Raw genomic sequence first — 23,019 nt, 5'->3', positions numbered from 1 at the left:
TTTTAGTTTATTACAACGATAATTCCTGACAATTTCCTACTATATGCGATATCTGTTACATTATCTAAAAAAAAATGCTTCATTCCTGCTAATAACACAACAAAAAGTATATCTCACAAAACTTTGAAACGATTTTGATTCAAAATCGTTTTATCAATAAACATTGTATCTTTGAATAAATATTTCAATACTAAAGTTTATGGCACAGGACACAAAAGAGTTAAAATTAGCGGTTCTAATTGATGCTGATAATGTTCCCTACAGCAATGTAAAAGGAATGATGGAAGAAATTGCTAAATTTGGCACACCAACCACCAAACGTATTTATGCTGATTGGACGAAACCTAATGCTGGTGGATGGAAAAGTGTTTTATTAGAGCATGCCATTACGCCTATTCAACAATACAGCTATACTGTAGGAAAAAACTCCTCAGATTCAGCGATGATTATTGACGCAATGGATCTATTATATTCTGACAAAGTGGATGGTTTTTGTATTGTATCCAGTGATTCTGATTTTACCCGTTTAGCAATTAGGCTTAGAGAATCCGGTATGAAAGTGATTGGTATTGGAGAGCAAAAAACACCCAATTCATTTATTGTCGCCTGTGATCGCTTCATCTATATTGAGGTTCTGGATGGCGCAATCAAGAAAAAAACAAAAAAACCAACGGCCACTGATCCTAAAAAAATTGCCCCAAAAACGTTGAACAAAATTGATTTGCACACCATTGAATTAATAGAATCAACCATTGAAGACATAGGTGATGACAGTGGATGGGCATTTCTCGGTGACGTAGGAAATCTTATTGTGAAGAAAAAACCAGAGTTTGATCCTAGAAATTATGGCTTTTCTAAATTAACTCCAATGTTGAAATCATTGACCGATATTCTGGAAATTGACGAAAGAGACTCCGATAAAAAAGGAATCAAACACGTTTATGTACGATTGCGATTTAGTTAACTAATTTTTTGATTGCCTCATATAGCACTTCTTTTTTGATTGGTTTAGACAAATAATCATTCATTCCTATTTCCTTAACCCGCTGTTTTGTGGCCTCCATGACATCCGCTGTTACAGCAATAATAGGAATATGACTATTGTGTATACCTGCTGCTCCATTTCTTATTGCAATTGTAGCTTCATAACCATCCATCACTGGCATTTGAAGGTCCATCAGTACAATATCAAATTGATTTTTAATCAATGCCATTATCCCTTCCTGACCATTATTAGCAAACATAACTGTGGTATTCAACCATTTTTTAGTAATCATTTTGATCACCATCTGGTTTATAGGATTGTCTTCAACTACTAAAATGGATTTCCCTTCTAAATCATTTTCAATTCCCATTTTAGCAGTTGTTCCTATGCCTTTTTTTTGTTCAGAGACCTCAAAATCAATCGTCATGACACAGGTGGTTCCCACATTAATCACGCTATCCATTTTAATACTTCCGTTTTGCATATCTACCAATGTTTTCACGATATAAAGTCCTAATCCAAGTCCGCTGAATTTTTTCTTATTATCACTACTCTTTTGATAAAAAGAATCAAAAATACGTTCCCTTTTATCAGGAGAAATCCCCACCCCGGAATCTGAAATGGTCAATATCAAGCTCGCCCTGTTGCCGGGCAATAATTCCGCATCAATAGTAAACTTCACACACCCTTTTAAGGTGAATTTAATGGCATTACTTAATACATTATTAACGATCTGAACCAATCGATTAGCATCTCCAATCAAAAAATCAGGAATATTCTTTGATTTCGAAAATTGAAACTCAAGTCCCTTTTCATTCGCTATATTGATCGCATTATTATTTAAATACTCTAAAACCTGTACGGGATCAAATGGATTGTTTTCCAGTTTTAATTCCCCTTTTTCAATTTTAGAAAAATCAAGAATATCATTGACCGAACTCAATAAACTATACGAAGAATACTTTATGATTTTGCATTTATGTTTGATCGTATCATCTTCAACTTCATTAGAAATTGACTCAATCAAATTCATAATAGCATTCAATGGAGTACGTAATTCATGACTAATATTGGATAAAAAATAAGATTTCAAATCATTCATTTCTTCAGAACGAATCAAAGCAAGACGATTGAGGTTGTCTTTTTCATTTTTAAGATTCCGAATCAAATTAGCCATAGAAAGGGAAAGAAAAATAACTTCCAAACCAGTACCTAATTTAGAGCTGTTATCTGTTAGAAACGAATTGGGAATTTGACTGAAGTTATTGAGAATAAAAATGCCAAAGCCGAGCACCAAAAAGAAAATACCCATTGTAAAAAAACCATCTACATGTATTTTTTTACAATACAGATACACGACAGAACTTATAATCAAGATAAGAATCAGCAATCCCAGCACGTTTGCCAATGGATAACACAAAGCTAAAGCCTTAGGAACAAATAAAATACATACAATTAAAACAAAAGCTAAAAAATAAAGAACAGTAAACAAAAAGTAAAGTATTTTATTATGTTTTTTGATATTCAAAAAAACTTCACTGTATTTGCCCAGCAAAAAACCTGCAATCATCGCAAAAAGCAACACTGCACGAAGCGAAAACCAACCGCCTTTAGGGGTAATTAACTCATAAAAATAACCATCTAAAGAGAACTGCATTAAGCCGATAAAAACAACATATAAACTATAATATAAAAATGCTTTTTGGCGTAAGGCAAAATAGAAGAATAAATAAATAATAGAAACAATGGCCAGAATACCATAGAATATACCAAAAAACAACTGCTCGTTTGAAATCAACTTTATAAAGTTTTCTGAAGAGTACAACATGACCGGCATGTTGACAACTTCACCATCACTTTTTAGATGCAAAAATAATTGCTGCCTCGAATTTGGCAAAATTTTAATCTTAAAAATAGTTTTACGATTATCAAAACTTCGCTCAGAAAAGGGCATATTATCACCGCTTACCATTTTGGTAATTTTCCCCGAAGTGCTATCAATAAAATACAATTCTACTAAATCCGTTATAGGTCTGGCCGTTTCTAAATAATAATTCAAAGTCCGATCACTAGCGTTTATAAGCTCCGTTTTTGACCAAAAATTATTTTGAGAAAAACCTAAATCATCATTTTCAGTTTGAAGTTTTTTAGGATTAAATGAATTAAAGTTGGCAAGAACATAGTGAATATCTAGATTTCTTTGACCAACATCTGCAACTGTAGTGTAATTGTGCAATGAAACTTCTTTGGGTATAGTTCCATTACTGAATTCATATTGAGAAAATGATTTAGTAAAAAACAATACAACTAAAGAAACATAAATCCATTTATCTATTTTTTTACCCATCGCCGCAAACTGTATAATTAAATATTAGTTTATATACGTTGAAAGATAAAGTTTGGTTTTATAACAGGTTTTAAAATTGCTAGCATTTGATACAAAAAAGTAACTCGTTGGGTTTACTAATTCAAAGCATAATAACCCCCTTCAAATAGAGCTTACAACACCCGAATTCAAACGTTCATTTTCAAACGTTCATTTTCAAACTTTTAAATGCAATGTTTAACAAATATTTCCTTTATGATAGCGTTTAGAAAGCACCATAAAAAAATACTGTTGCCATGTTTGACACAACTATGAATTAAAAACCCCTCCTTTCACAAAAGCCTAGCCCAGATTGAAACGGCATCCTTTTCTTGCTTTCTTTAAGCAAGGAAAGATACAGTGTAAAGCTGGAAATAGCTCCTGAAGAAAAGTTTAATCGCTGAATTGGTTAAATGGTTATTTGAAAACCTTGGCATCTTTGTACCTTTACCCTTTTCAAACTAAGATTTAAAATTATGCGCATTGATATTGTTACTGTTCTGCCAGAATTATTGCGAAGTCCGTTTGAGGCTTCGATCATGAAACGAGCTATTGACAAAGGTCTGGTGGAAGTTCATTTTCATAATCTGCGGGATTACACGACCAACAGACAAAAAAGCGTAGATGATTATCCCTATGGCGGTGGCGCCGGAATGGTGATGACCGTACAGCCTATCGACGCCTGTATTACGCATTTGAAAAGCGAGAGAGCCTACGATGAAATCATTTACATGTCGCCGGACGGGGAAACCCTAAACCAGAAAATGGCCAATACGATGTCAATGTATGAAAATATTATTATCCTTTGCGGACATTATAAAGGAGTAGATCAGCGGGTACGCGATCATTTTATTACCAAGGAAATCTCTATTGGTGATTACGTTTTGAGTGGTGGTGAATTAGGCGCATTAGTATTATCAGATGCATTGATCCGATTGATTCCTGGTGTTTTGAGTGATGAAACCTCCGCATTGACGGATAGTTTTCAGGACGGATTATTATCAGGTCCTATATACACTCGTCCGGCAGATTACAACGGATGGAAAGTTCCGGAGGTTTTGACCAGCGGGAATTTTGCCAAAATTGACAAATGGCGCGAGGATATGGCCTACGAACACACGAAGAACAGACGACCGGATTTGTTGGAAGATTAAAATTTGTTTGAAGTTTAAGGTTTAAAGGTGGCATTCAAGAACTTCTAAACTTTAAACAAGAAAAACTTTAAACTTTAAACTTTTTTATTTACTTTTGCACCCACATTAGCTCAACCTCTGGCGAGATCCGTGAATGTTGACTTAATACAAACCATAATTAAAAAATATCATGGCAGATTTAATGAAATTCGTTCAAGACGAATTTGTAACAAGAAAAGATTTCCCAGTTTTTGCAGCTGGAGATACTATCACTGTTTACTACGAGATTAGAGAGGGTGAAAAAACAAGAACTCAGTTTTTTAAAGGAGTTGTTATTCAAAGAAGAGGTTCTGCTAATACAGAAACGTTCACGATTCGCAAAATGTCAGGTGCTATTGGTGTAGAGCGTATCTTCCCAGTAAACTTACCAGCTTTACAAAAAGTGGAAATCAACAAAAAAGGTGCAGTTCGTAGAGCTAGAATTTTCTACTTCAGAGAACTTACTGGTAAAAAAGCTAAAATTAAAGACAAAAGAAGATAGTCAAATATCTCTTTATTATAAAAGTCCTGACGTTGTCAGGATTTTTTTTTGGTTTAAAGTCAAGCTATTCAATACTATTCTACCAATTTTATTAAAATTGAATGCATTTGAAGCACTTATTTTTTGACAAGAAATAAGGAATATATTTTCCATATTCTTATTTTGACCATCCTAAAGTAATAATTTGACAATTCATTTTAAACAAATGAAAACGCATTTTCTTTTACGATAACGTTTTATTACATTTGTAGCTAAATTTAAAAAATAAGAATTACATATATCAATACATTATGACAAAAATTAAAGTAGCTAATCCGGTAGTTGAATTGGATGGTGACGAAATGACACGAATTATTTGGTCCTTTATCAAGGAAAAATTAATTCTTCCTTATTTAGATTTAGATATTAAATATTACGATTTAGGAATGGAAAGCAGAGATGCTAGTAATGACCAAATCACTATTGACTCTGCTGAGGCAATAAAAAAATACAATGTTGGTATTAAATGTGCCACAATTACTCCTGATGAAGACCGTGTTACCGAATTTGGTTTAAAAAAAATGTGGAAATCTCCAAACGGAACCATCCGTAATATTGTAGGCGGAACCGTTTTCCGTGAACCAATTATCATGAAAAACGTACCTCGTTTAGTACCGGGTTGGACACAGCCTATCGTTATTGGTCGTCATGCTTTTGGAGACCAATACAAAGCTACAGATACTGTTATCAAAGGAAAAGGGAAACTAACAATGACTTTTGTTCCTGAAGAAGGAGAAACTCAAACTTGGGAAGTATACGATTATAAAGGAGACGGAGTCGCAATGGCAATGTACAATACGGATGAAAGTATTTACGGTTTTGCACATTCCTCTTTCCAAATGGCTTTGACAAAAAAATGGCCTTTGTATCTTTCTACAAAAAATACTATTTTGAAAGCCTATGACGGACGTTTCAAAGATATTTTTGAAGAAGTATATCAATCTACCTACAAAGCACAATTCGTTGAAGCAGGAATTGCTTACGAACACCGTTTGATCGATGACATGGTTGCCTCTGCAATGAAATGGAGTGGTGGTTTTGTTTGGGCGTGTAAAAACTATGACGGTGATGTTCAATCTGACACTGTTGCACAAGGTTTTGGTTCGTTAGGATTAATGACTTCAGTATTAGTTACTCCTGATGGAAAAACTCTAGAAGCAGAAGCGGCTCACGGAACAGTTACACGTCACTACAGACAACACCAACAAGGAAAAGCAACATCAACAAACCCAATCGCCTCTATTTTTGCATGGACAAGAGGATTGGAACACAGAGGTAAACTGGACGAAAATCAAGCTTTAATTGATTTTTGTCATACTCTAGAACAAGTATGCATTGATACTGTTGAAAGCGGAAAAATGACTAAAGACTTAGCAATGTTAGTAAAACCAGAAGGGTTGACTGCTGCAGATTACTTGACTACCGAGGCTTTCTTAGCAGCGATACAAGAAAATTTAGATGCTAAACTAGCTTAATTTTTTTACTACATAATATTAAAAAGACAACTGGAAACAGTTGTCTTTTTTTTTACCTTAGCAATACCTTAACGGTTGTTATATGTCAAATACTGTTCTATTTAATGTAATTTGCATTTTTGTATTTAGAAAAATTTAAACAATGACTCCAAAGAAAATTATTCCCTTTTTAGTGGTATTACTATGCTCCTTTTCATGCTTCGCTCAAGAGAAATTTACGCTAAGCGGAACTATTATTGACGCCAACAGCAACGAAACTTTAATAGGCGTCAACATTGTAATCCTTGAACTCAAAACCGGAGTAACTACCAATGAATATGGATTTTACTCCATCACAGTTCCAAAAGGAATCTATAACGTCCAAATCAGTTATTTGGGATTTCAAACCAAGGAAGAGCTAATCGACTTGAGTCAAAACCTAAAAAATAATTTTAATTTATTCAGTGATGAAACCGCCTTGAAAGAAGTTGTTATTACGGATAATGAAACCAAAATAGACATCAAAAAACCCGAAATGAGCGTCAATAAACTCTCCATTTCAGCGATCAAGAAAATGCCCGTTGTGCTGGGCGAAGTCGATGTTTTAAAATCTATTTTATTACTGCCCGGTGTTACAAATGCTGGTGAAGGCGCTTCAGGATTTAATGTTCGTGGTGGCGGTGCCGACCAGAATTTAATTCTGCTCGATGAAGCTACCATATTCAATTCTTCACACGTTTTTGGTTTTTTCTCTGTTTTTAATCCGGATGCCATCAAAGATTTGAAGTTGTACAAAGGCGGAATTCCAGCTCGTTATGGTGGAAGAGCCTCTTCTGTGTTGGATATTTATCAAAAAGACGGCAACAGCAAAAATTTTCATGTCAATGGAGGAATCGGATTGATTTCCAGTCGCATTTTGGCCGAAGGACCATTGGTAAAAGACAAAGGTTCCTTCCTGATTGGTGGCAGAAGTTCCTATGCGCATTTATTCCTGAAGCTATCCGAAAAACAAAAAAACAACTCCGCTTATTTTTATGACCTAAATACCAAGTTGAGTTATAAATTAGATGCAAATAACAGTCTGTATTTATCGGGTTATTTTGGCCGAGATGTCTTCAGCCTGAACAAAAGTTTTACCAATATTTATGGAAACACCACTTTAAACTTGCGCTGGAATCACTTGTTTTCTGAAAAATTATTTTCTAATTTATCGCTCATTTACAGCGATTATTATTACGGTTTGGATTTGGATTTTGTAGGGTTCAAATGGGATTCCGGCATCAAAAATTACAATATCAAATACGATTTCAAGAATTATATTTCAGATATATTCAAATTGAATTACGGAGTAAACGGAATTTATTACGAATTCAATCCGGGAACCATCAAGCCATCTGATACGGACTCCGGAATAAATTTTGCTCAATTGGATAAAAAATATGCTTTTGAACCCGCAGTTTACATCAACGCTGATCACGAAATATCCGACAGAATAGCCCTTTCCTACGGACTTCGATACAGTATATTTTACCGTTTAGGGCAATCTACCGTGAATATTTATGAAAATGACAATCCGGTTCTCTTCAATTCGGAATTACAGATTTATGAAAAAGCAACTCCAATTAACACTGAATTTTACGACAAAAATAAAGTCATCCAAAGCTATAATTATCTGGAACCTCGTTTTTCATTGGCGTACAAAATCAATGACAACCAATCCATAAAAGCAAGTTACAACAGGATGGTGCAGTATTTACAATTAATTTCGAACACCACATCGCCAACTCCACTTGATGTCTGGACGCCAAGCGATAATTTCATTAAACCCCAAATTGCAGATCAGGTGGCTTTGGGTTATTTTAAAAACTTTCAAGAAGGAATGTATTCCCTTGAAGTAGAAACGTATTATAAAGAAGTGCAAAACCGCTTGGATTATATTGATGGTGCTAATTTGATTGCCAATAAAGCCATTGAACAAATAATCCTGAACGGGCAATTACGATCATACGGTTTAGAAATCATGTTCCGAAAAAACGAAGGGAAATTTAATGGCTGGATATCGTATACATTATCCAAATCCGAGCAACAAACTCCTGGAAGAACCTCAATCGAAACCGGAATCAACAACGGCCAATGGTACAATTCCGTATATGACAAACTGCACAATATTGCAATAACCAGTTCCTACAATCTAAATGAAAAATGGTCTTTTGGAGCTAATTTTGCCCTGCAAACTGGGCAACCGGTAACATATCCTGTTGGACAATATGAATACTTAGGCATCAATCTACCCAGTTATGGATTGAGAAATAGAAATCGGCTCCCCGCTTACCACCACCTGGATATTGCCGCTACTTTGACTCCTAAAAGCAATAAAGACCGCCAATGGAAAGGCGAATGGGTTTTTAGCATTTACAATTTGTACAATCGGAAAAATGCCGCTTCTATTAATTTTAGACAAAATACAGATACAGGAATCAATGAAGCTGTAAAAACTTCGATATTTGGTGTAGTTCCAGCGGTGAGCTATAACTTTAAATTTTAAGCTTAGCATTCTACAAGGCAACTAAATAAAAAATAAAATCATGAAAAAAATAACACTATATCTGGTACTTCTCATCGCTATTTTTTCGGCAAGTTGCGAAGATGTTGTCGAAGTAGATTTAGATAATGCTCCACCAAAACTGGTAATTGAAGCAGCAATTAATTGGAAAAAAAGAACTTCGGGAAATCAACAAAAAATAAAACTGACTACAACAACTGGATTTTACGGTACAACTATTCCAAAAGTTTCCGGAGCAACAGTGTCTATAAAAAATAGTGCTAATGTGGTTTTTACTTTTTCGGAAATTGCAAATACCGGCGAATATACTTGCGCTACTTTTATACCGGTAATCAACGAAACCTATACACTGACAGTTATCAGCAATGGCAATACGTATACCGCAACCGATACACTAAAACCCGTTACGCCAATCACAAAAATTGTTCAAAACAATCAAGGCGGTTTTACAGGGACTGACATTGAAATTAAAACATTCTACCAAGATCCAGCGGGTGAAACCAATTATTACCTATACAAATATGTGTATTCAAACCAAGCAAAATCAAATTTTTATGTTGACCAAGATGAGTTTTTCAACGGAAACGAATTTTTCAGTATGTCACAAAATGATGATTTAAAAAAAGACGATAAAATTGAAATAATCCACTTCGGAATTTCAAAAGCATACTACAATTACATGAGTGTATTAGTGAGTATTGCAGGAAATAATGGTGGCGGACCGTTTCAATCTCCGCCTGCTACCGTAAGAGGAAACATCATCAACACCACGGATTCGGTTAATTATCCTTTGGGTTATTTCTCCCTTAGCGAAGTTGATGTTAGAAGTTACACGATTGAATAATCAGGAGCTAATCCGGCTGTTCATTACAACCAAAAACAGGCTCTAAACAGTTTTCCAGACCGTATAAGGAGCTTCCTTTGGTCGCTCTTCTACTGCCGGAAAACTAAAGTTTACAACCTGTTTTGGTTTTCATTGCCATCCGGGCTAGTACGTGAGAGATAAAACGAGAACTTTTATTTACTTTTACACCATAATTCATAATTCATAATTCACAATGTCTTCACACCATATCGTTCGCGACGACCAAGAACCTGCTTTAATCATTGCCAATGGCGCTTCCTGTAACCCGGAACTATTGGGTCAATTACTGGAATGGTCACCACTCGTGGTCGTATTAGATTCGGCTATGGTTCGCGTTATGGAACTAGACATCAAAGTCGATGTGCTTTTAGGAGATTTTGACCGAGGATTTGACCCAGAAATTTATAAAACGTCTCAATATCCCATCGAAATTATTCATACTCCGGATCAGAATAAAACCGATTTAGAAAAAGCTTTTGACTATTTAATCGAAAGAAAAATTCCTGCTGTAAACGTCGTTTGGGCCACCGGACGAAGAGCTGATCATACCATAACCAATATTACCAACATTACGAGATATAGAAATTTATTGAAAATTGTCATTCTGGACGATCACTCAAAAGTATTCCTTTTGCCTAAAAAATTCGAAAAATGGTATACGGCAAACACTCCTATTTCATTAATCCCTGTAGGTCACGTCACTGGAATTCATTCTGATAATTTATTTTATCCGCTGAAAGATGATAGTTTGACTATTGGTTACAGAACCGGCAGCAGCAACCACGTCCTCAAAGACGGAATCGTAACAATAGAACATAATGAAGGTGATCTATTAATGATGGAATGCCTGGATTAGTTTTATTACATTTTTAACAATATATTTCTTATAATTTCATAGTAACTCCAAGGAATAAAATGATTCGCTTTTTTGATCGTTATTGCATCGATTGATTTAGCATTGGTAAACTTTTTTTGCATAAAGGCAACATTGCTGTACGGCACCAAAACATCTTTTGTTCCATGAATAATCGTAACCGCACAAGTAATTTTTTTTAGTTCTGGCTCTAAAGCTACCAAATCCTGTTTCAGCCACCACAACTCATCATTAGAAGGACGCAATGCTCCGGGAATCAAATACCGCAAAGGCTTTGCCTTGATAACCGTTCTCCATTTCTCTGGGTTTTCAGCTTTCGGGTCCAATGATCCTGCCAGTATCACCAATCTTTTGTACCAAGAAGGATTATCCGCAGCCAATTGAGCCACAACTGGTCCGCCTACAGAATGCCCAACCAAAATTAGCGGCTTTTTATTATCGGTTTTTTTTATAAACTCAGATATTCTTTGAGATTGCTCCCTTAAATTTTGAGCATCACCAAAATCACTGTATCCAAAACCCGGTCGATCAATCGCAATCATTCGGTATTTTTTCAGCAATAAAGTATCTTTAAGATATTCTTTGAAGGCATTCCAGCTTCCGGGCGAACCGTGTACAAAAAACAATGTCGGATTTTGCGCATTACCCGTTTCTACATAATGTATTTTATAGCCTTCAAAAGCAATTGTTTTATCCTGAAATTCTATTTTTGATGGAGCAAAAAATTTTGATGTCTCTTTATTCGAAAATCGCATCGTCATACAAGACTGACACATTACGATATACAAAAAAATTAAACTGTAAACTATGTATCTCTTTTTGAAATGAAAAGTAGCGGGTATAAAAGTCATACTATTTGTGTGTTTTATAAAAGTAACCGTTTTTATGGTTCTAAAAAACGGCAATATTCTAATTTTATGATTTATTTTCGATCTGTTTAATGGGTCATAGTCAGATCAAACGCATTAAAACAAATTGAAGTTTAAACCACATAGAAACATAGTGTTTATTCCTGTAAAAATAAATTTTGACAGTGATAAGAGTTCACAATAGAAAAAAAAGCATTGGCTTTTTTTCTATGTCACCTAAATTTTGACTGTTCGGAACAGATTTAAATCAAAAATTAAATTAAATTCTATGTTTCTATGTGGTTCATTTTTTCATCTGTTTAATGAGTCAAAGTCGTCTTTGTACTTTTACAAAATAGTTATGCCTATATTTGCATCGAAATAAAAAAAATGAAAGCGAAAACGATTACCGAAAAGACTAATTTACATCCCAGAAATCTGGATAGATTTGGATATGATTTTGAGGAACTAATTCAAAAATCCCCTGAATTAAAGCCTTTTGTTTCCGCCAATAAGCACAATCCAGACGCTTTGGAAGAAACAATTGATTTTAGTAATCCCGATGCGGTAAAGTCGCTTAACAAAGCATTATTGTTGTCCCATTACGACATTCAAAACTGGGATATTCCTAAAAATTATCTTTGTCCGCCCATTCCCGGAAGAGCGGATTACATCCATTATATAGCAGATTTATTAGCTTCAAGCAACAACGGAATCATTCCTGAAGGAGAAACCGTTCAAGGCTTAGATATAGGCGTAGGTGCGAATTGCATTTATCCTATAATTGGTAATTCAGCGTACGGATGGAGTTTTGTAGGTACAGATACCGATTTAAAAGCAATTGAAAATTGCAGTGCCATTATTGAAGAAAATCCAAAATTGATTGACGCTATCAGCTTACAACAACAAACGGAATCGCGCTTTATTTTTAAAAATATAATCACTCCCGAAGACAAATTTACGTTTACCATTTGTAACCCACCTTTTCATGCCTCGCAAGATGAAGCCACGAAAAGCACGATTCGAAAAATCAACAATTTAGAAAATGCTAAAACTACAACCCGAGGTACAGCCGAACGAAGTGACGCTAAACCTGTTTTAAATTTTGGTGGTCACAATGCAGAATTGTGGTGTGAAGGCGGTGAATTAGGTTTTGTAACCCAGATGATTTACGAAAGTGCAAAATATCCGATGCAGTGCTTGTGGTTTACAACTTTGGTATCTAAAAAAGAGAATCTTTCCAGTCTTTACAAAACATTAAACAAAGTAAGTGTGGTCGAAATTAAAACCATCGATATGGCTCAAGGCCAAAAAACTAGCCGAATTATTGCTTGGACTTTCCTCAGTGAAGCACAACAAAAAGCTTGGAAATTTTAAAAAATCAGCCTAATTACTCCTCATTCTGGTTAGAAATGAAAGATCTTTATCAATAAAAATAGTACATGTTCAATAAGAAGAACTCAAACTAGTTTTTTCATAAAAAAAATGTAAATAATAATTATTTGCCATTTAACAAATATCTTGATTGTTTTTATTCTAATTAACGCCATTTAAGTAGTATTTTTACGGTTCTAACATTAAATTACCAAAAATGAAAAAACTTTTCTTTATTCTAACTTTAATTTTTTCAGCAGTAATAACTGCCCAAGAAATTAGAGTCTCCGGTGTTGTTACTGACGACTCCAACGCCACCTTACCTGGAACAACCATTATGATCAAAGGAATTGCAAAGGGCACTACTTCAGATATAGATGGTAAATACACCATTACTGCAAAAATTGGAGATATTTTACAATTCTCCTATGTAGGTTTAGAAACAAAATCAGTTAAAATCACAGGAAGTACACTAAACATTACTTTAACGGGAAGTGGCGAAACATTACAAAATATAGTTATAATGGGCTCCCGTAATCCTACAAGAACCGTAACGGAATCTGCAGTACCTATTGATGTTATTTCTATGAAAGAGATCGCTTCACAAGGTGCTCAAACGAATTTGAATCAGATTTTAAATATGGTTGCGCCATCATTTACCTCAAATACAACCACTGTAGCTGATGGAACGGATCACATTGACCCTGCACAATTAAGAGGTTTAGGACCAGACCAAGTATTGGTTTTAATAAACGGAAAAAGAAGACACACTTCTTCTTTGGTAAATATTAATGGATCACCTGGTAGAGGAGCTGTAGGTACCGACTTGAATTCCATTCCCGCTTTTGCTATCGAAAAAATTGAGGTATTAAGAGATGGAGCTTCAGCTCAATATGGCTCAGATGCTATTGCTGGTGTAATCAACATCAACATGAAAAAAGATACTAAAAAATTAGAAATAAACCTTTTTGGAGGAAGTCATTTTTCTAAAAATGCTAACGACCATACCGGTGGAAATGATGGAAACAACATTCAAATTGACTTGAACTACGGAACAAATTTAGGAAAGGAAAAAAGTTTCATTAATATTACGGCAAGTGCTCAATTGCGAGGTCAAACAAGTCGTGCTAAAGAAGTTAAAGGAAATTTATTTAACCGATACAATGCTGTTGAAGAAAGAGCTAGAATAGCAGGTATTAACATTAATAGTTTGTATGCGAATACGTTAAACACTACCCCTGGTTTTTATAACGGTTTGCTGAACACAATTAATACGTATGCGCAACAAGTAAGTTATTTTGATGCAACAACAAAAACTGCTATTCAAACTGCCGCATCGAATGGAAATTTATCCGGGATGAGAGCTTTATTAGGAGTTGACGTAACTTCGGAGGAACTTGGTGCTAGAGGTTTAGTACGAAATGATTTTAATATGCGAGTAGGTCAATCATCACTTCAAAGCTCACAATTCTTTGTAAATGCTGCCTATCCTTTAACTGATAAATTAGAATTGTATGCTTTTGGAGGAAACAGCAACAGAACTGGTGAAGCCGCCGGTTTTTACAGAAGACCAAATCAATCTAGATCGTATACCGGTTTGTATCCAAATGGTTTTTTACCAGAAATACATTCAACAATCAACGATATCTCAGCAGCAGCGGGTCTTAGAGGTATAATTTTCGAAAATTGGAATTTTGACTTAAGCAATACTTTTGGAAGAAATGCATTTGATTATGGCGTTGAAAATACCGTCAATTCTTCCATGAGAGAAAACTCTCCTACTGAATTTGACGCTGGTGGATTAGCCTTTAGCCAAAACACAACCAATTTCGACATGAACCGAAAATTTGGTGATTTGAACGTTGCTTTTGGAGCTGAATACCGAAATGAAAACTATAGTATTAGTGCAGGACAACCAGAATCATATAATTTATATGATATAAATGGTGATGTCGCTTTACCAGGAGTAACCCCCGCTAATCTGATCGTAACTGATTTCTTTGGATCTATTAGAGGGAATGGCTCCCAAGTATTTCCGGGTTTCAGGCCAACAAATGCTATTGACAAAGGTCGTAACAGTACCGCTATTTATGGAGATCTTGAATATGATGTTACAGAAAAATGGTTATTGAACGGAGCCGTTCGTTTTGAAAACTATTCTGATTTCGGAAACACTACTAATTTTAAAGTTGCCAGTCGTTATAAACTAACAGACAACATTAATTTGCGTGGTGCTGTTTCCACAGGTTTTCGCGCTCCTTCTTTACATCAAATCAATTTTAATGCTACAGCGACTCAATTTGTTGGTGGTGTACCATTTGAAGTAAGCACATTTAGTAATAATTCCCCGGCAGCACAAGCCCTTGGAATCCCACAATTGAAACAAGAAGAATCTAAAAGTGCCAGTATTGGTTTTACCGCTAAGATTCCAGAAGGAAACATTACTTTGACTGCCGATGCTTATATTGTAAGAATAGATGACAGAGTAACTTTGACGGATCAATTTTCTCGTCCATCGGGAACGTTTGCTGACGGAACGCCACAGAGAGAGCTTCAATTACAATTTGATCTCGCTGGAGCAAATGCGGCAACCTTTTTTGCCAATGCTATTAGTACAGAGTCTAAAGGAATTGATATCATTATAACACATAAGCTAAATTTAGGAGCTATAGTAATCAAATCTGATTTAGCTACTACTTTTTCTCAAACAAGACAAGTGGGCGCGATTAAAGGTTCACCTACTTTAGTTGCTAATGGTCAAATCAACCGCTATTTTTCTGAAATGAGCAGAGTCTATCTAGAAGAAGCCATTCCAAGAGTTAAAGGAAATTTAACCAACTCATTTACTTATAAAAAATTCGATTTCTTTTTGAGAAATGTTTACTTCGGCCAGGTTACTGATCCAAATACGGCTGATGTAAATGGAGATGGAAGAGTTGAAGGAGCAATAATAAATGGTCAAGCAGTCGAAATTGAGCATCCAATCTGGGGCGCAAAAATAATCACTGATTTATCTGTTGGTTTCAAAATTACGGAAACTGCAAAAGTTGTAATTGGGGCTAACAATATTTTTGATATCTATCCTGATGTAAATCTTGGTACACAAACTGCAAAAAGAGCAAATGGTGTTGACACAAATGGCAATGTAACTTATGCTGCCAATGCAACAACAATTGACTTGTCAAATGCAAATCAATTTGCATATTCAAGAAACACCTCTCAATTTGGTCAAAACGGAAGATTTCTTTTCGCTCGATTAAGCTTGAGTTTCTAGAACTCCCTGTTTTACACTAAAAACCATTCGCCCACGCGAATGGTTTTTTTTTGGCTCACCCTTTGGTAAAAAAAAGAATCCAAACTTGTATCTTTACAGCTCTAAAACTTTGCCACTTAACACCAATGAATTTTCAAGTAGTATCCGATTACCAGCCCAAAGGCGACCAACCACAAGCGATTGACAAATTAGTTCAGGGGATTATTGATGGTGATAAATTCCAAACTTTATTAGGTGTTACCGGATCCGGAAAAACATTTACGGTAGCCAATGTAATTCAGGAAGTACAAAGACCCACTTTGGTTTTGGCACACAACAAAACGTTGGCGGCACAATTATACTCGGAATTCAAGCAATTCTTCCCGAACAATGCCGTGGAATATTTCGTTTCCTATTACGATTATTACCAACCCGAAGCTTTTATGCCTGTAACCGGCGTTTTCATCGAAAAGGATTTATCCATCAATGAAGAACTGGAAAAAATGCGAATGTCAACCACTGCATCCTTGCTTTCTGGACGAAGAGACATTTTAGTTGTGGCCTCCGTTTCGTGTTTGTACGGTATTGGAAATCCTGTCGAATTTCAGAAAAACTTGATACCAATTGAGAAAGGACAAATTATTTCCCGCACCAAATTATTACATCAACTGGTGCAAAGTTTATATTCCAGAACGGAAGCCGATTTTAATCCTGGAAGTTTTAGAATAAAAGGAGACACCGTTGATGTGTATCCTAGTTATGCTGACGAAGCCTACCGAATCCATTTCTTTGGTGATGAAATCGAGGAAATCGAAAGTTTTGACACCAAGAACTCTCAAGTACTTGAAAAATTTGATAAACTGACGATTTATCCGGCCAATATGTTCGTGACTTCGCCGGATGTTTTACAAGGTGCGATATGGGAAATCCAACAGGATTTAGTAAAACAAGTCGATTATTTTAAGGAAATTGGAAAACATCTGGAAGCTAAACGACTGGAAGAACGTACCAATTTTGATTTGGAAATGATTCGGGAACTGGGTTATTGCTCCGGAATTGAAAATTATTCTCGTTATCTGGATGGTCGTTTACCTGGAACAAGACCTTTTTGCCTGCTGGATTATTTTCCAAGTGACTTCTTAATGGTTGTTGATGAAAGTCACGTAACACTTTCACAAGTCAGTGCTATGTATGGCGGGGATAGAAGCCGAAAAGAGAACTTAGTGGAATATGGTTTCCGACTTCCTGCAGCAATGGACAATCGCCCTTTGAAGTTTGAAGAATTTGAAGCCATGCAAAATCAGGTAATTTATGTTTCAGCAACACCTGCTGATTATGAATTGCAAAAAACGGAAGGTGTCGTTGTGGAACAGGTAATTCGTCCGACAGGATTATTGGATCCCATTATCGAAATCCGACCAAGTTTAAACCAGATTGATGATTTAATCGAAGAAATTCAGGTTCGGGCAGAAATTGACGAACGCGTTTTAGTGACAACTTTAACCAAAAGAATGGCAGAAGAACTCGCAAAATATTTAACGAAAGTCAATATTCGCTGTCGCTATATTCATTCTGAAGTCGACACTTTGGAACGAATAGAAATCATGCAAGATTTACGAAAAGGAATTTTTGATGTATTAATTGGTGTCAATTTACTTCGTGAAGGTCTGGATTTACCGGAAGTTTCTTTGGTGGCCATTTTAGATGCAGACAAAGAAGGTTTTTTACGAAGTCACCGCTCACTTACGCAAACAATTGGTCGCGCAGCAAGAAACCTGAACGGTAAAGCAATTATGTATGCGGATAAAATAACCGCCAGCATGCAAAAAACCATTGATGAAACAAATTATCGCAGAACCAAACAAATCAATTATAACACTGAAAACAATCAGACACCACAGGCATTAAACAAAAAAATAGAAAGTGCATTTACCAAAAATCCTTTGGTAGACTATGAATTGGGTCTCACTTTGAATGCCGCAGCAGAACCGGAAACTACATATCTATCAAAAACGGAAATCGAGAAACTTATCCGGGAAAAACGGAAATCGATGGAAAAAGCCGCAAAAGATCTGGACTTTATGCAGGCGGCAAAATTACGGGATGACATCAAGAGATTGCAGCAACAATTAACTTAATTATGTTGCTCTTGAAAAACAGTCAATAAGACTTCAGAATTAATAATTGCGTTTGGCGCTTCATCCATCAGCTTCAGAATTCGTTTTGTTGCAGCAGGATTAAGTCCCATTTCAATTGCTATTTGTTGGATGTTAACAGCTTCTTTCTTGTGCAAAATTCCGTCGCTATGCATCAGTAAAGCCAATCTATAAAATTGCTGTATCCGCTGAAATTCGGATTTAATGGGCAACTGTGGCAATTCTAAATGAAACAAATCATTGAAACCTCCTTTTTCTATATTCAATTCATTGGCTATAATAAACAAAAAATCATATTCTTTCTTGTGTAAATGACCATCAACTGTAGAAAAAGCAATCATCTCCAAAAGTAAACTTCTCTTTTCTTCGAATGTATCCATCAAATTATTATTTTTAGCTAAAATATTGTTTTTAAATTGAATTACAAAACGAACTAATGATTCAACGATACCTATTATTGCTGTTTATCCTTTTTTTGATACCAGAAATCAACGCTCAAGAGCCAAGACCTTCAGTTAGAACTTCGAAGCAGCGTACGGCATCAAAACAAGTTTCCACTTTTACTATCGAGGCTCCACAGCTTCAATCGACAAAGAAAATTTGGGTGTATTTACCCCAAAATTATGCCACATCCAAAAGAAAATTATCCGTAATTTACATCCATGATGCTCAAAATTTATTTGACGCTACAACTTCTTATTCAGGTGAATGGAATATAGACGAAAAATTGGATAGCCTAAAAGCACCCGTTATTGTTATAGGAGTTGAACATGGAAATGAAAAACGCATTGATGAACTGACGCCTTTTAAAAACGAGAAATATGGAGGAGGAAAAGCAGACCGTTATTTAGAATTTATCGTAAAAACCTTAAAACCGCACATCGATAAAACGTTCAGAACCAAAACCGACAAGAAAAACACTATCATCATGGGAAGTTCCCTTGGCGGTCTTACTTCGTATTACGCTGTTTTAAAATACCCAGAGATATTTGGAAAAGCGGGAGTATTTTCCCCTTCCTTTTGGTTTACCAAAGATATTTATGATCTGACTGAAAAGTCTAAAAAAATAAAGTCTAAAATCTATTTTCTATGTGGAGACAATGAAAGTGAAGATATGGTGACCGATTTGAATAAAATGGAATATTTACTGAATTCCAATAGATGTTCCTGCCTTAATTTGAATGAAAAGAAAATTGTAAAAGGCGGACAACACAATGAAAAATTATGGCGTGATGGTTTTGTAAAAGCTGTTTTATGGCTTGGTTACTAAATTATTCTGCTGCAAGTAAACACAACAAACATTAAAATCACATTCCTTATGGAACTAATCTTAAGAGCATACAACCTTAAACTGAAACATACATTCACGATTTCGAGAGAATCTATAGACTTTCAGCCTTCTTTGATTGTGGAATTACAAAGTGATGGTTATTCAGGTTTTGGCGAGGCAACTTCTAATCCGTACTACAAGACAACTGTTCCGGTGATGATGCAGGACTTGGAAAAAATTCGATCTGTAATTGAAACTACAACAAATGAAACCCCTGAAGAATTTTGGGCTGCGATTCATCCGTATTTAAAAAACAATATGTTTGCCTTATGCGCTTTGGATATGGCCTTTACGGATTTGTATGCTCGTAAAAAAGAAAAAAAACTGTACCAATTGTGGAATTACACTACCGATAAAAATCCATTGACAGATTACACAATAGGAATTGCATCGATAGAAAAAATGGTGGCTAAAATGAAAGAATTACCTTGGCCAATTTATAAAATAAAATTAGGTACAAAGGAAGATATTGCCATTGTTACTGAACTTAGGAAACATACTGACGCTGTTTTTAGAATTGATGCCAACTGCGGCTGGGGTGTAGCAGAAACCATAAACAATGCCGTTGAACTAAAAAAATTAGGTGTCGAGTTTTTGGAACAACCCATGAAGGCAAACAATTGGGAAGAACACAAGGAAGTTTTCAAACATTCTGTTTTACCAATTATAGCCGACGAAAGTTGTATTATAGAAGAAGATGTAGCCAAATGTCACAATCATTTTCATGGGATAAATGTCAAATTAGTAAAATGTGGCGGACTAACTCCCGGAAGACGAATGATTCAGGAAGCCAAGAAATTAGGGTTAAAAACCATGGTGGGCTGCATGACCGAATCAACAGTTGGAATATCCGCAATTGCGCATTTATTACCGCAACTGGATTATGTAGATATGGATGGCGCACTATTATTATCCGAGGATATTGCCACAGGTATTACCATTGATTTCGGCAAAATAAGCTATTCTGACTTGAACGGAACCGGTGTAACTTTAATGTAGTTTTAAATGAAAGTCAATCAATTTCCAGATCGAATAATTGAAGTAGAAAATGAAGAATATCTTTATTTTGGCGGAACAGCTTATTTGGGTTTGCCTACACATTCCGAATTTCAAAACTTAATTATCAAAAATATTTTGCAATGGGGAACGGCGTACGGAAGTTCTAGAAGTGCCAATATTCAACTGACTGCCTACGAAAACGGAGAACGCTTTATAGCCCATTTTATCAAAGCAGATGCTGCACTTACTCTTTCATCCGGTATGCTGGCAGGGAAAATAGTTGTTGAAATACTCGAGTCGCAAACCGATTGTTTTTTTCATTTTCCAGGCACACACAGCGCCATCAAAGCTCCTAACAGCTTACCGGTTTTTATTGAAAATGAATTAAATCCTCGTTTGCTGGATACCGCAACTGAAAAAATTACGATTCTAACGGATTCTGTTCCATCCTTTCAGATAAGACCAATCGATCTTTCGATTTTAAATTCGATTCCGTCCAATAAAGAAATCACTTTGGTTATTGACGAATCGCATTCGCTTGGAATTTTGGGAACAAATGGTTGCGGAATTTATTCGACCATAAATCTTCCTAACATCAAAAGAAAAATCATGGTGGCCTCTTTAGGGAAAGCCTTTGGATTAACGGGTGGCGTAATTGCCAGTGATTCTGAATTTATTAATCAGATAAAAACTTACGATACTTATATTTCCAGTGCCGGAATGAATGCCGCATTTGTACAAACTATGGCAGATGCAGCAGCAATTTATTTGCAACAGCATCAAAAACTAAAAGAAAACATTCAGTATATAGATGCTCATTTAATTAAAAACAAAACCATTCATTTTGACCCCAAGTATCCGCTTATTTATCCGAAAATCATTGGACTTACTGAAATTTTAACCGCAAATAAGATCATAGTAACCAATTTTAAATACTCAACAGATACTCAAAATTTAAATAGAATTGTAATTACTGCCAATCATAGGAAAGAAGATTTAGATACTCTAATTCAGATTTTGAATTGCAACCAATTCTAAATCTAAAATTGTGTTGCAATTGCTTTTAAACCGTACCTTTGTAAAAAATTAGAATATGATGACAAACAACGATATCTTTAAAAAACTTCGCGTCGCTTTAATGCTGCGTGACGATCAAATAGTTGAAATATTGGAATTGGTAGATTTTAGAATCACTAAATCCGAATTGGGTGCATTTTTTCGCGATGAAAAACATGAAAATTACATAGAATGTGGTGATCAGGTGTTGCGTAATTTTCTAAATGCATTGGTTATTCACTTGCGTGGAACCAAAGAAAATCCAAAAAACCCAAATGATGTTTTAGCCAAGCACAAAGCTCAAATTCCTGCAAAAGAAGGAGCTAAAGATAGACCCGAGTTTAAGGCAAAACCAAGAGACGAAGAAAAATCAAGAGGCGACGAAGCACCATCAAAATCAAGACCTGCTACAAAAAATACTTCTAAAAAACAGTATCCAAAAGGAAATTCAAAAGTCCAAATAGTGGAGAAAGTGAAATTTAATTTCGGAAAAAATAAAAAATCATAAGTAGTAAAGATTTATATCCTCTACTATATTAAATTATAAAATCCTGAACGAGAATTCAGGATTTTTTGTATATTTAGTTCATCTTAATGAATTTACGTCATCAAAATGAAACAGCTCCTAACCTTTTCTATATTATTTATTACAACATTATTTTTTGGACAAAACACTAAAAATTCAGATGCAGCTATGTTTTTTGATTCAATTTTAATGCCTGTAAATATGATGGAATATTTTGACCCAAATGAAATTGAATCTGTGAATGTAATCAAAAAAGACACTACAATAAATGCTGTTTTGTATCATGGCCAACTTTATATTGCTTCTAAAAACCCCAAGAAATATGATTTTATAGGTTTAGACCAAATTAAATCTGAATTCACAAAAATCAAAAGTAATGATGTCATTTATATGGTAAACGGAACACTAATAAAAGACAATACTGATACTTTCAAATTAGACCGAAACTATATTTTAGAAGTTGAAGTCACCAATACAGAAGCACATTACAATCTAAGAAAAAGTGACACCAAATTTGACATTATAAACATTTTGGGAAAAACCAAAGAAAATTTAGATAATAAAAATAATATTTTAATAAGAGGTCAAGAGATAATTGGTGTTAAATAGATTTTAAAAAAAAATATTAAATGACTGTGCTTTGTGAATACCAATGTAA

18 protein-coding genes are annotated in these 23,019 nt (G+C 35.1%); 15 read left to right on the top strand and 3 right to left on the bottom strand.

Annotated elements, in window-relative coordinates:
* Positions 1-199: 199 nt before the first annotated feature.
* Complete coding sequence (locus EKM03_RS12415) at positions 200-964, top strand: NYN domain-containing protein (RefSeq protein ID WP_126740507.1); 765 nt, start codon at positions 200-202, stop codon at positions 962-964.
* On the opposite strand, the gene EKM03_RS12410 is transcribed toward EKM03_RS12415, so the two are convergent.
* Positions 957-3,332, bottom strand: a complete 2,376-nt coding sequence (locus EKM03_RS12410; protein ID WP_126740506.1) for a hybrid sensor histidine kinase/response regulator — start codon at positions 3,330-3,332, stop codon at positions 957-959. The two genes, EKM03_RS12415 and EKM03_RS12410, sit on opposite strands and share 8 nt — an antisense overlap.
* A gap of 494 nt (positions 3,333-3,826) precedes the next feature.
* Between EKM03_RS12410 and trmD the strand changes: the two genes are divergently transcribed.
* The 6 genes from trmD to EKM03_RS12380 all read left to right on the top strand — a co-directional run bounded on the left by trmD (position 3,827) and on the right by EKM03_RS12380 (position 10,801).
* On the top strand, positions 3,827-4,504 hold the full coding sequence (trmD, locus tag EKM03_RS12405; RefSeq protein ID WP_126460215.1) for a tRNA (guanosine(37)-N1)-methyltransferase TrmD: 678 nt from the start codon (positions 3,827-3,829) through the stop codon (positions 4,502-4,504).
* 169 nt (positions 4,505-4,673) lie between these two features.
* Entirely contained in the window at positions 4,674-5,024 is a 351-nt protein-coding gene (gene rplS / locus EKM03_RS12400) for a 50S ribosomal protein L19 (protein ID WP_126454599.1), read from the top strand.
* Between the two features lie 290 nt (positions 5,025-5,314).
* A complete protein-coding gene (locus EKM03_RS12395) occupies positions 5,315-6,538 on the top strand; it encodes an isocitrate dehydrogenase (NADP(+)) (RefSeq protein WP_126460212.1) in 1,224 nt (407 codons plus the stop codon).
* Positions 6,539-6,680: 142 nt separating this feature from the next.
* On the top strand, positions 6,681-9,062 hold the full coding sequence (locus EKM03_RS12390; protein WP_126460209.1) for a TonB-dependent receptor: 2,382 nt from the start codon (positions 6,681-6,683) through the stop codon (positions 9,060-9,062).
* A gap of 40 nt (positions 9,063-9,102) precedes the next feature.
* Positions 9,103-9,924 (top strand): DUF4249 domain-containing protein, encoded by an 822-nt coding sequence (locus EKM03_RS12385; protein ID WP_126460206.1) that lies wholly within the window; start codon positions 9,103-9,105, stop codon positions 9,922-9,924.
* Positions 9,925-10,138: 214 nt separating this feature from the next.
* The gene (locus EKM03_RS12380) at positions 10,139-10,801 is read left to right on the top strand and encodes a thiamine diphosphokinase (protein WP_126460203.1); all 663 of its coding nucleotides are present in this window, start codon (positions 10,139-10,141) and stop codon (positions 10,799-10,801) included.
* Between the two features lie 5 nt (positions 10,802-10,806).
* Here EKM03_RS12380 and EKM03_RS12375 read toward each other — a convergent pair whose 3' ends face one another.
* A complete protein-coding gene (locus EKM03_RS12375; RefSeq protein ID WP_126460200.1) occupies positions 10,807-11,670 on the bottom strand; it encodes an alpha/beta fold hydrolase in 864 nt (287 codons plus the stop codon).
* Between the two features lie 387 nt (positions 11,671-12,057).
* Here EKM03_RS12375 and rlmF point away from each other — a divergent pair, with 387 nt between their 5' ends.
* The 3 genes from rlmF to uvrB all read left to right on the top strand — a co-directional run bounded on the left by rlmF (position 12,058) and on the right by uvrB (position 18,432).
* Complete coding sequence (rlmF, locus tag EKM03_RS12370) at positions 12,058-13,044, top strand: 23S rRNA (adenine(1618)-N(6))-methyltransferase RlmF (protein ID WP_126460196.1); 987 nt, start codon at positions 12,058-12,060, stop codon at positions 13,042-13,044.
* A gap of 214 nt (positions 13,045-13,258) precedes the next feature.
* Positions 13,259-16,315 carry a TonB-dependent receptor domain-containing protein gene (locus EKM03_RS12365; RefSeq protein WP_126740505.1) on the top strand — a complete coding sequence of 1,019 codons (3,057 nt, stop codon included), beginning with the start codon at positions 13,259-13,261 and terminating at the stop codon, positions 16,313-16,315.
* 125 nt (positions 16,316-16,440) lie between these two features.
* Entirely contained in the window at positions 16,441-18,432 is a 1,992-nt protein-coding gene (uvrB, locus tag EKM03_RS12360; RefSeq protein ID WP_126460190.1) for an excinuclease ABC subunit UvrB, read from the top strand.
* Here the strand turns inward: uvrB and EKM03_RS12355 are convergent.
* The gene (locus EKM03_RS12355) at positions 18,429-18,830 is read right to left on the bottom strand and encodes an excinuclease ABC subunit B (RefSeq protein ID WP_126561956.1); all 402 of its coding nucleotides are present in this window, start codon (positions 18,828-18,830) and stop codon (positions 18,429-18,431) included. The two genes, uvrB and EKM03_RS12355, sit on opposite strands and share 4 nt — an antisense overlap.
* Positions 18,831-18,886: 56 nt before the next feature.
* Here EKM03_RS12355 and EKM03_RS12350 point away from each other — a divergent pair, with 56 nt between their 5' ends.
* The 5 genes from EKM03_RS12350 (at position 18,887) to EKM03_RS12330 (ending at position 22,970) form a co-directional block, all read left to right on the top strand.
* The gene (locus EKM03_RS12350) at positions 18,887-19,720 is read left to right on the top strand and encodes an alpha/beta hydrolase (protein ID WP_126460187.1); all 834 of its coding nucleotides are present in this window, start codon (positions 18,887-18,889) and stop codon (positions 19,718-19,720) included.
* Between the two features lie 48 nt (positions 19,721-19,768).
* Positions 19,769-20,779, top strand: a complete 1,011-nt coding sequence (locus tag EKM03_RS12345) for a dipeptide epimerase (RefSeq protein ID WP_126460184.1) — start codon at positions 19,769-19,771, stop codon at positions 20,777-20,779.
* A gap of 6 nt (positions 20,780-20,785) precedes the next feature.
* Positions 20,786-21,817 carry an aminotransferase class I/II-fold pyridoxal phosphate-dependent enzyme gene (locus EKM03_RS12340; protein WP_126740504.1) on the top strand — a complete coding sequence of 344 codons (1,032 nt, stop codon included), beginning with the start codon at positions 20,786-20,788 and terminating at the stop codon, positions 21,815-21,817.
* Between the two features lie 58 nt (positions 21,818-21,875).
* A complete protein-coding gene (locus EKM03_RS12335; RefSeq protein WP_126454659.1) occupies positions 21,876-22,343 on the top strand; it encodes a DUF1456 family protein in 468 nt (155 codons plus the stop codon).
* 105 nt (positions 22,344-22,448) lie between these two features.
* Positions 22,449-22,970, top strand: a complete 522-nt coding sequence (locus EKM03_RS12330; RefSeq protein WP_126740503.1) for a hypothetical protein — start codon at positions 22,449-22,451, stop codon at positions 22,968-22,970.
* The last annotated feature ends 49 nt before the right edge of the window (positions 22,971-23,019 follow it).

Origin of the sequence: Flavobacterium sp. GSP6, assembly GCF_003984855.1 — a bacterium.
GTDB lineage: Bacteria > Bacteroidota > Bacteroidia > Flavobacteriales > Flavobacteriaceae > Flavobacterium.
This window is presented reverse-complemented; position numbering and strand designations above follow the sequence as displayed.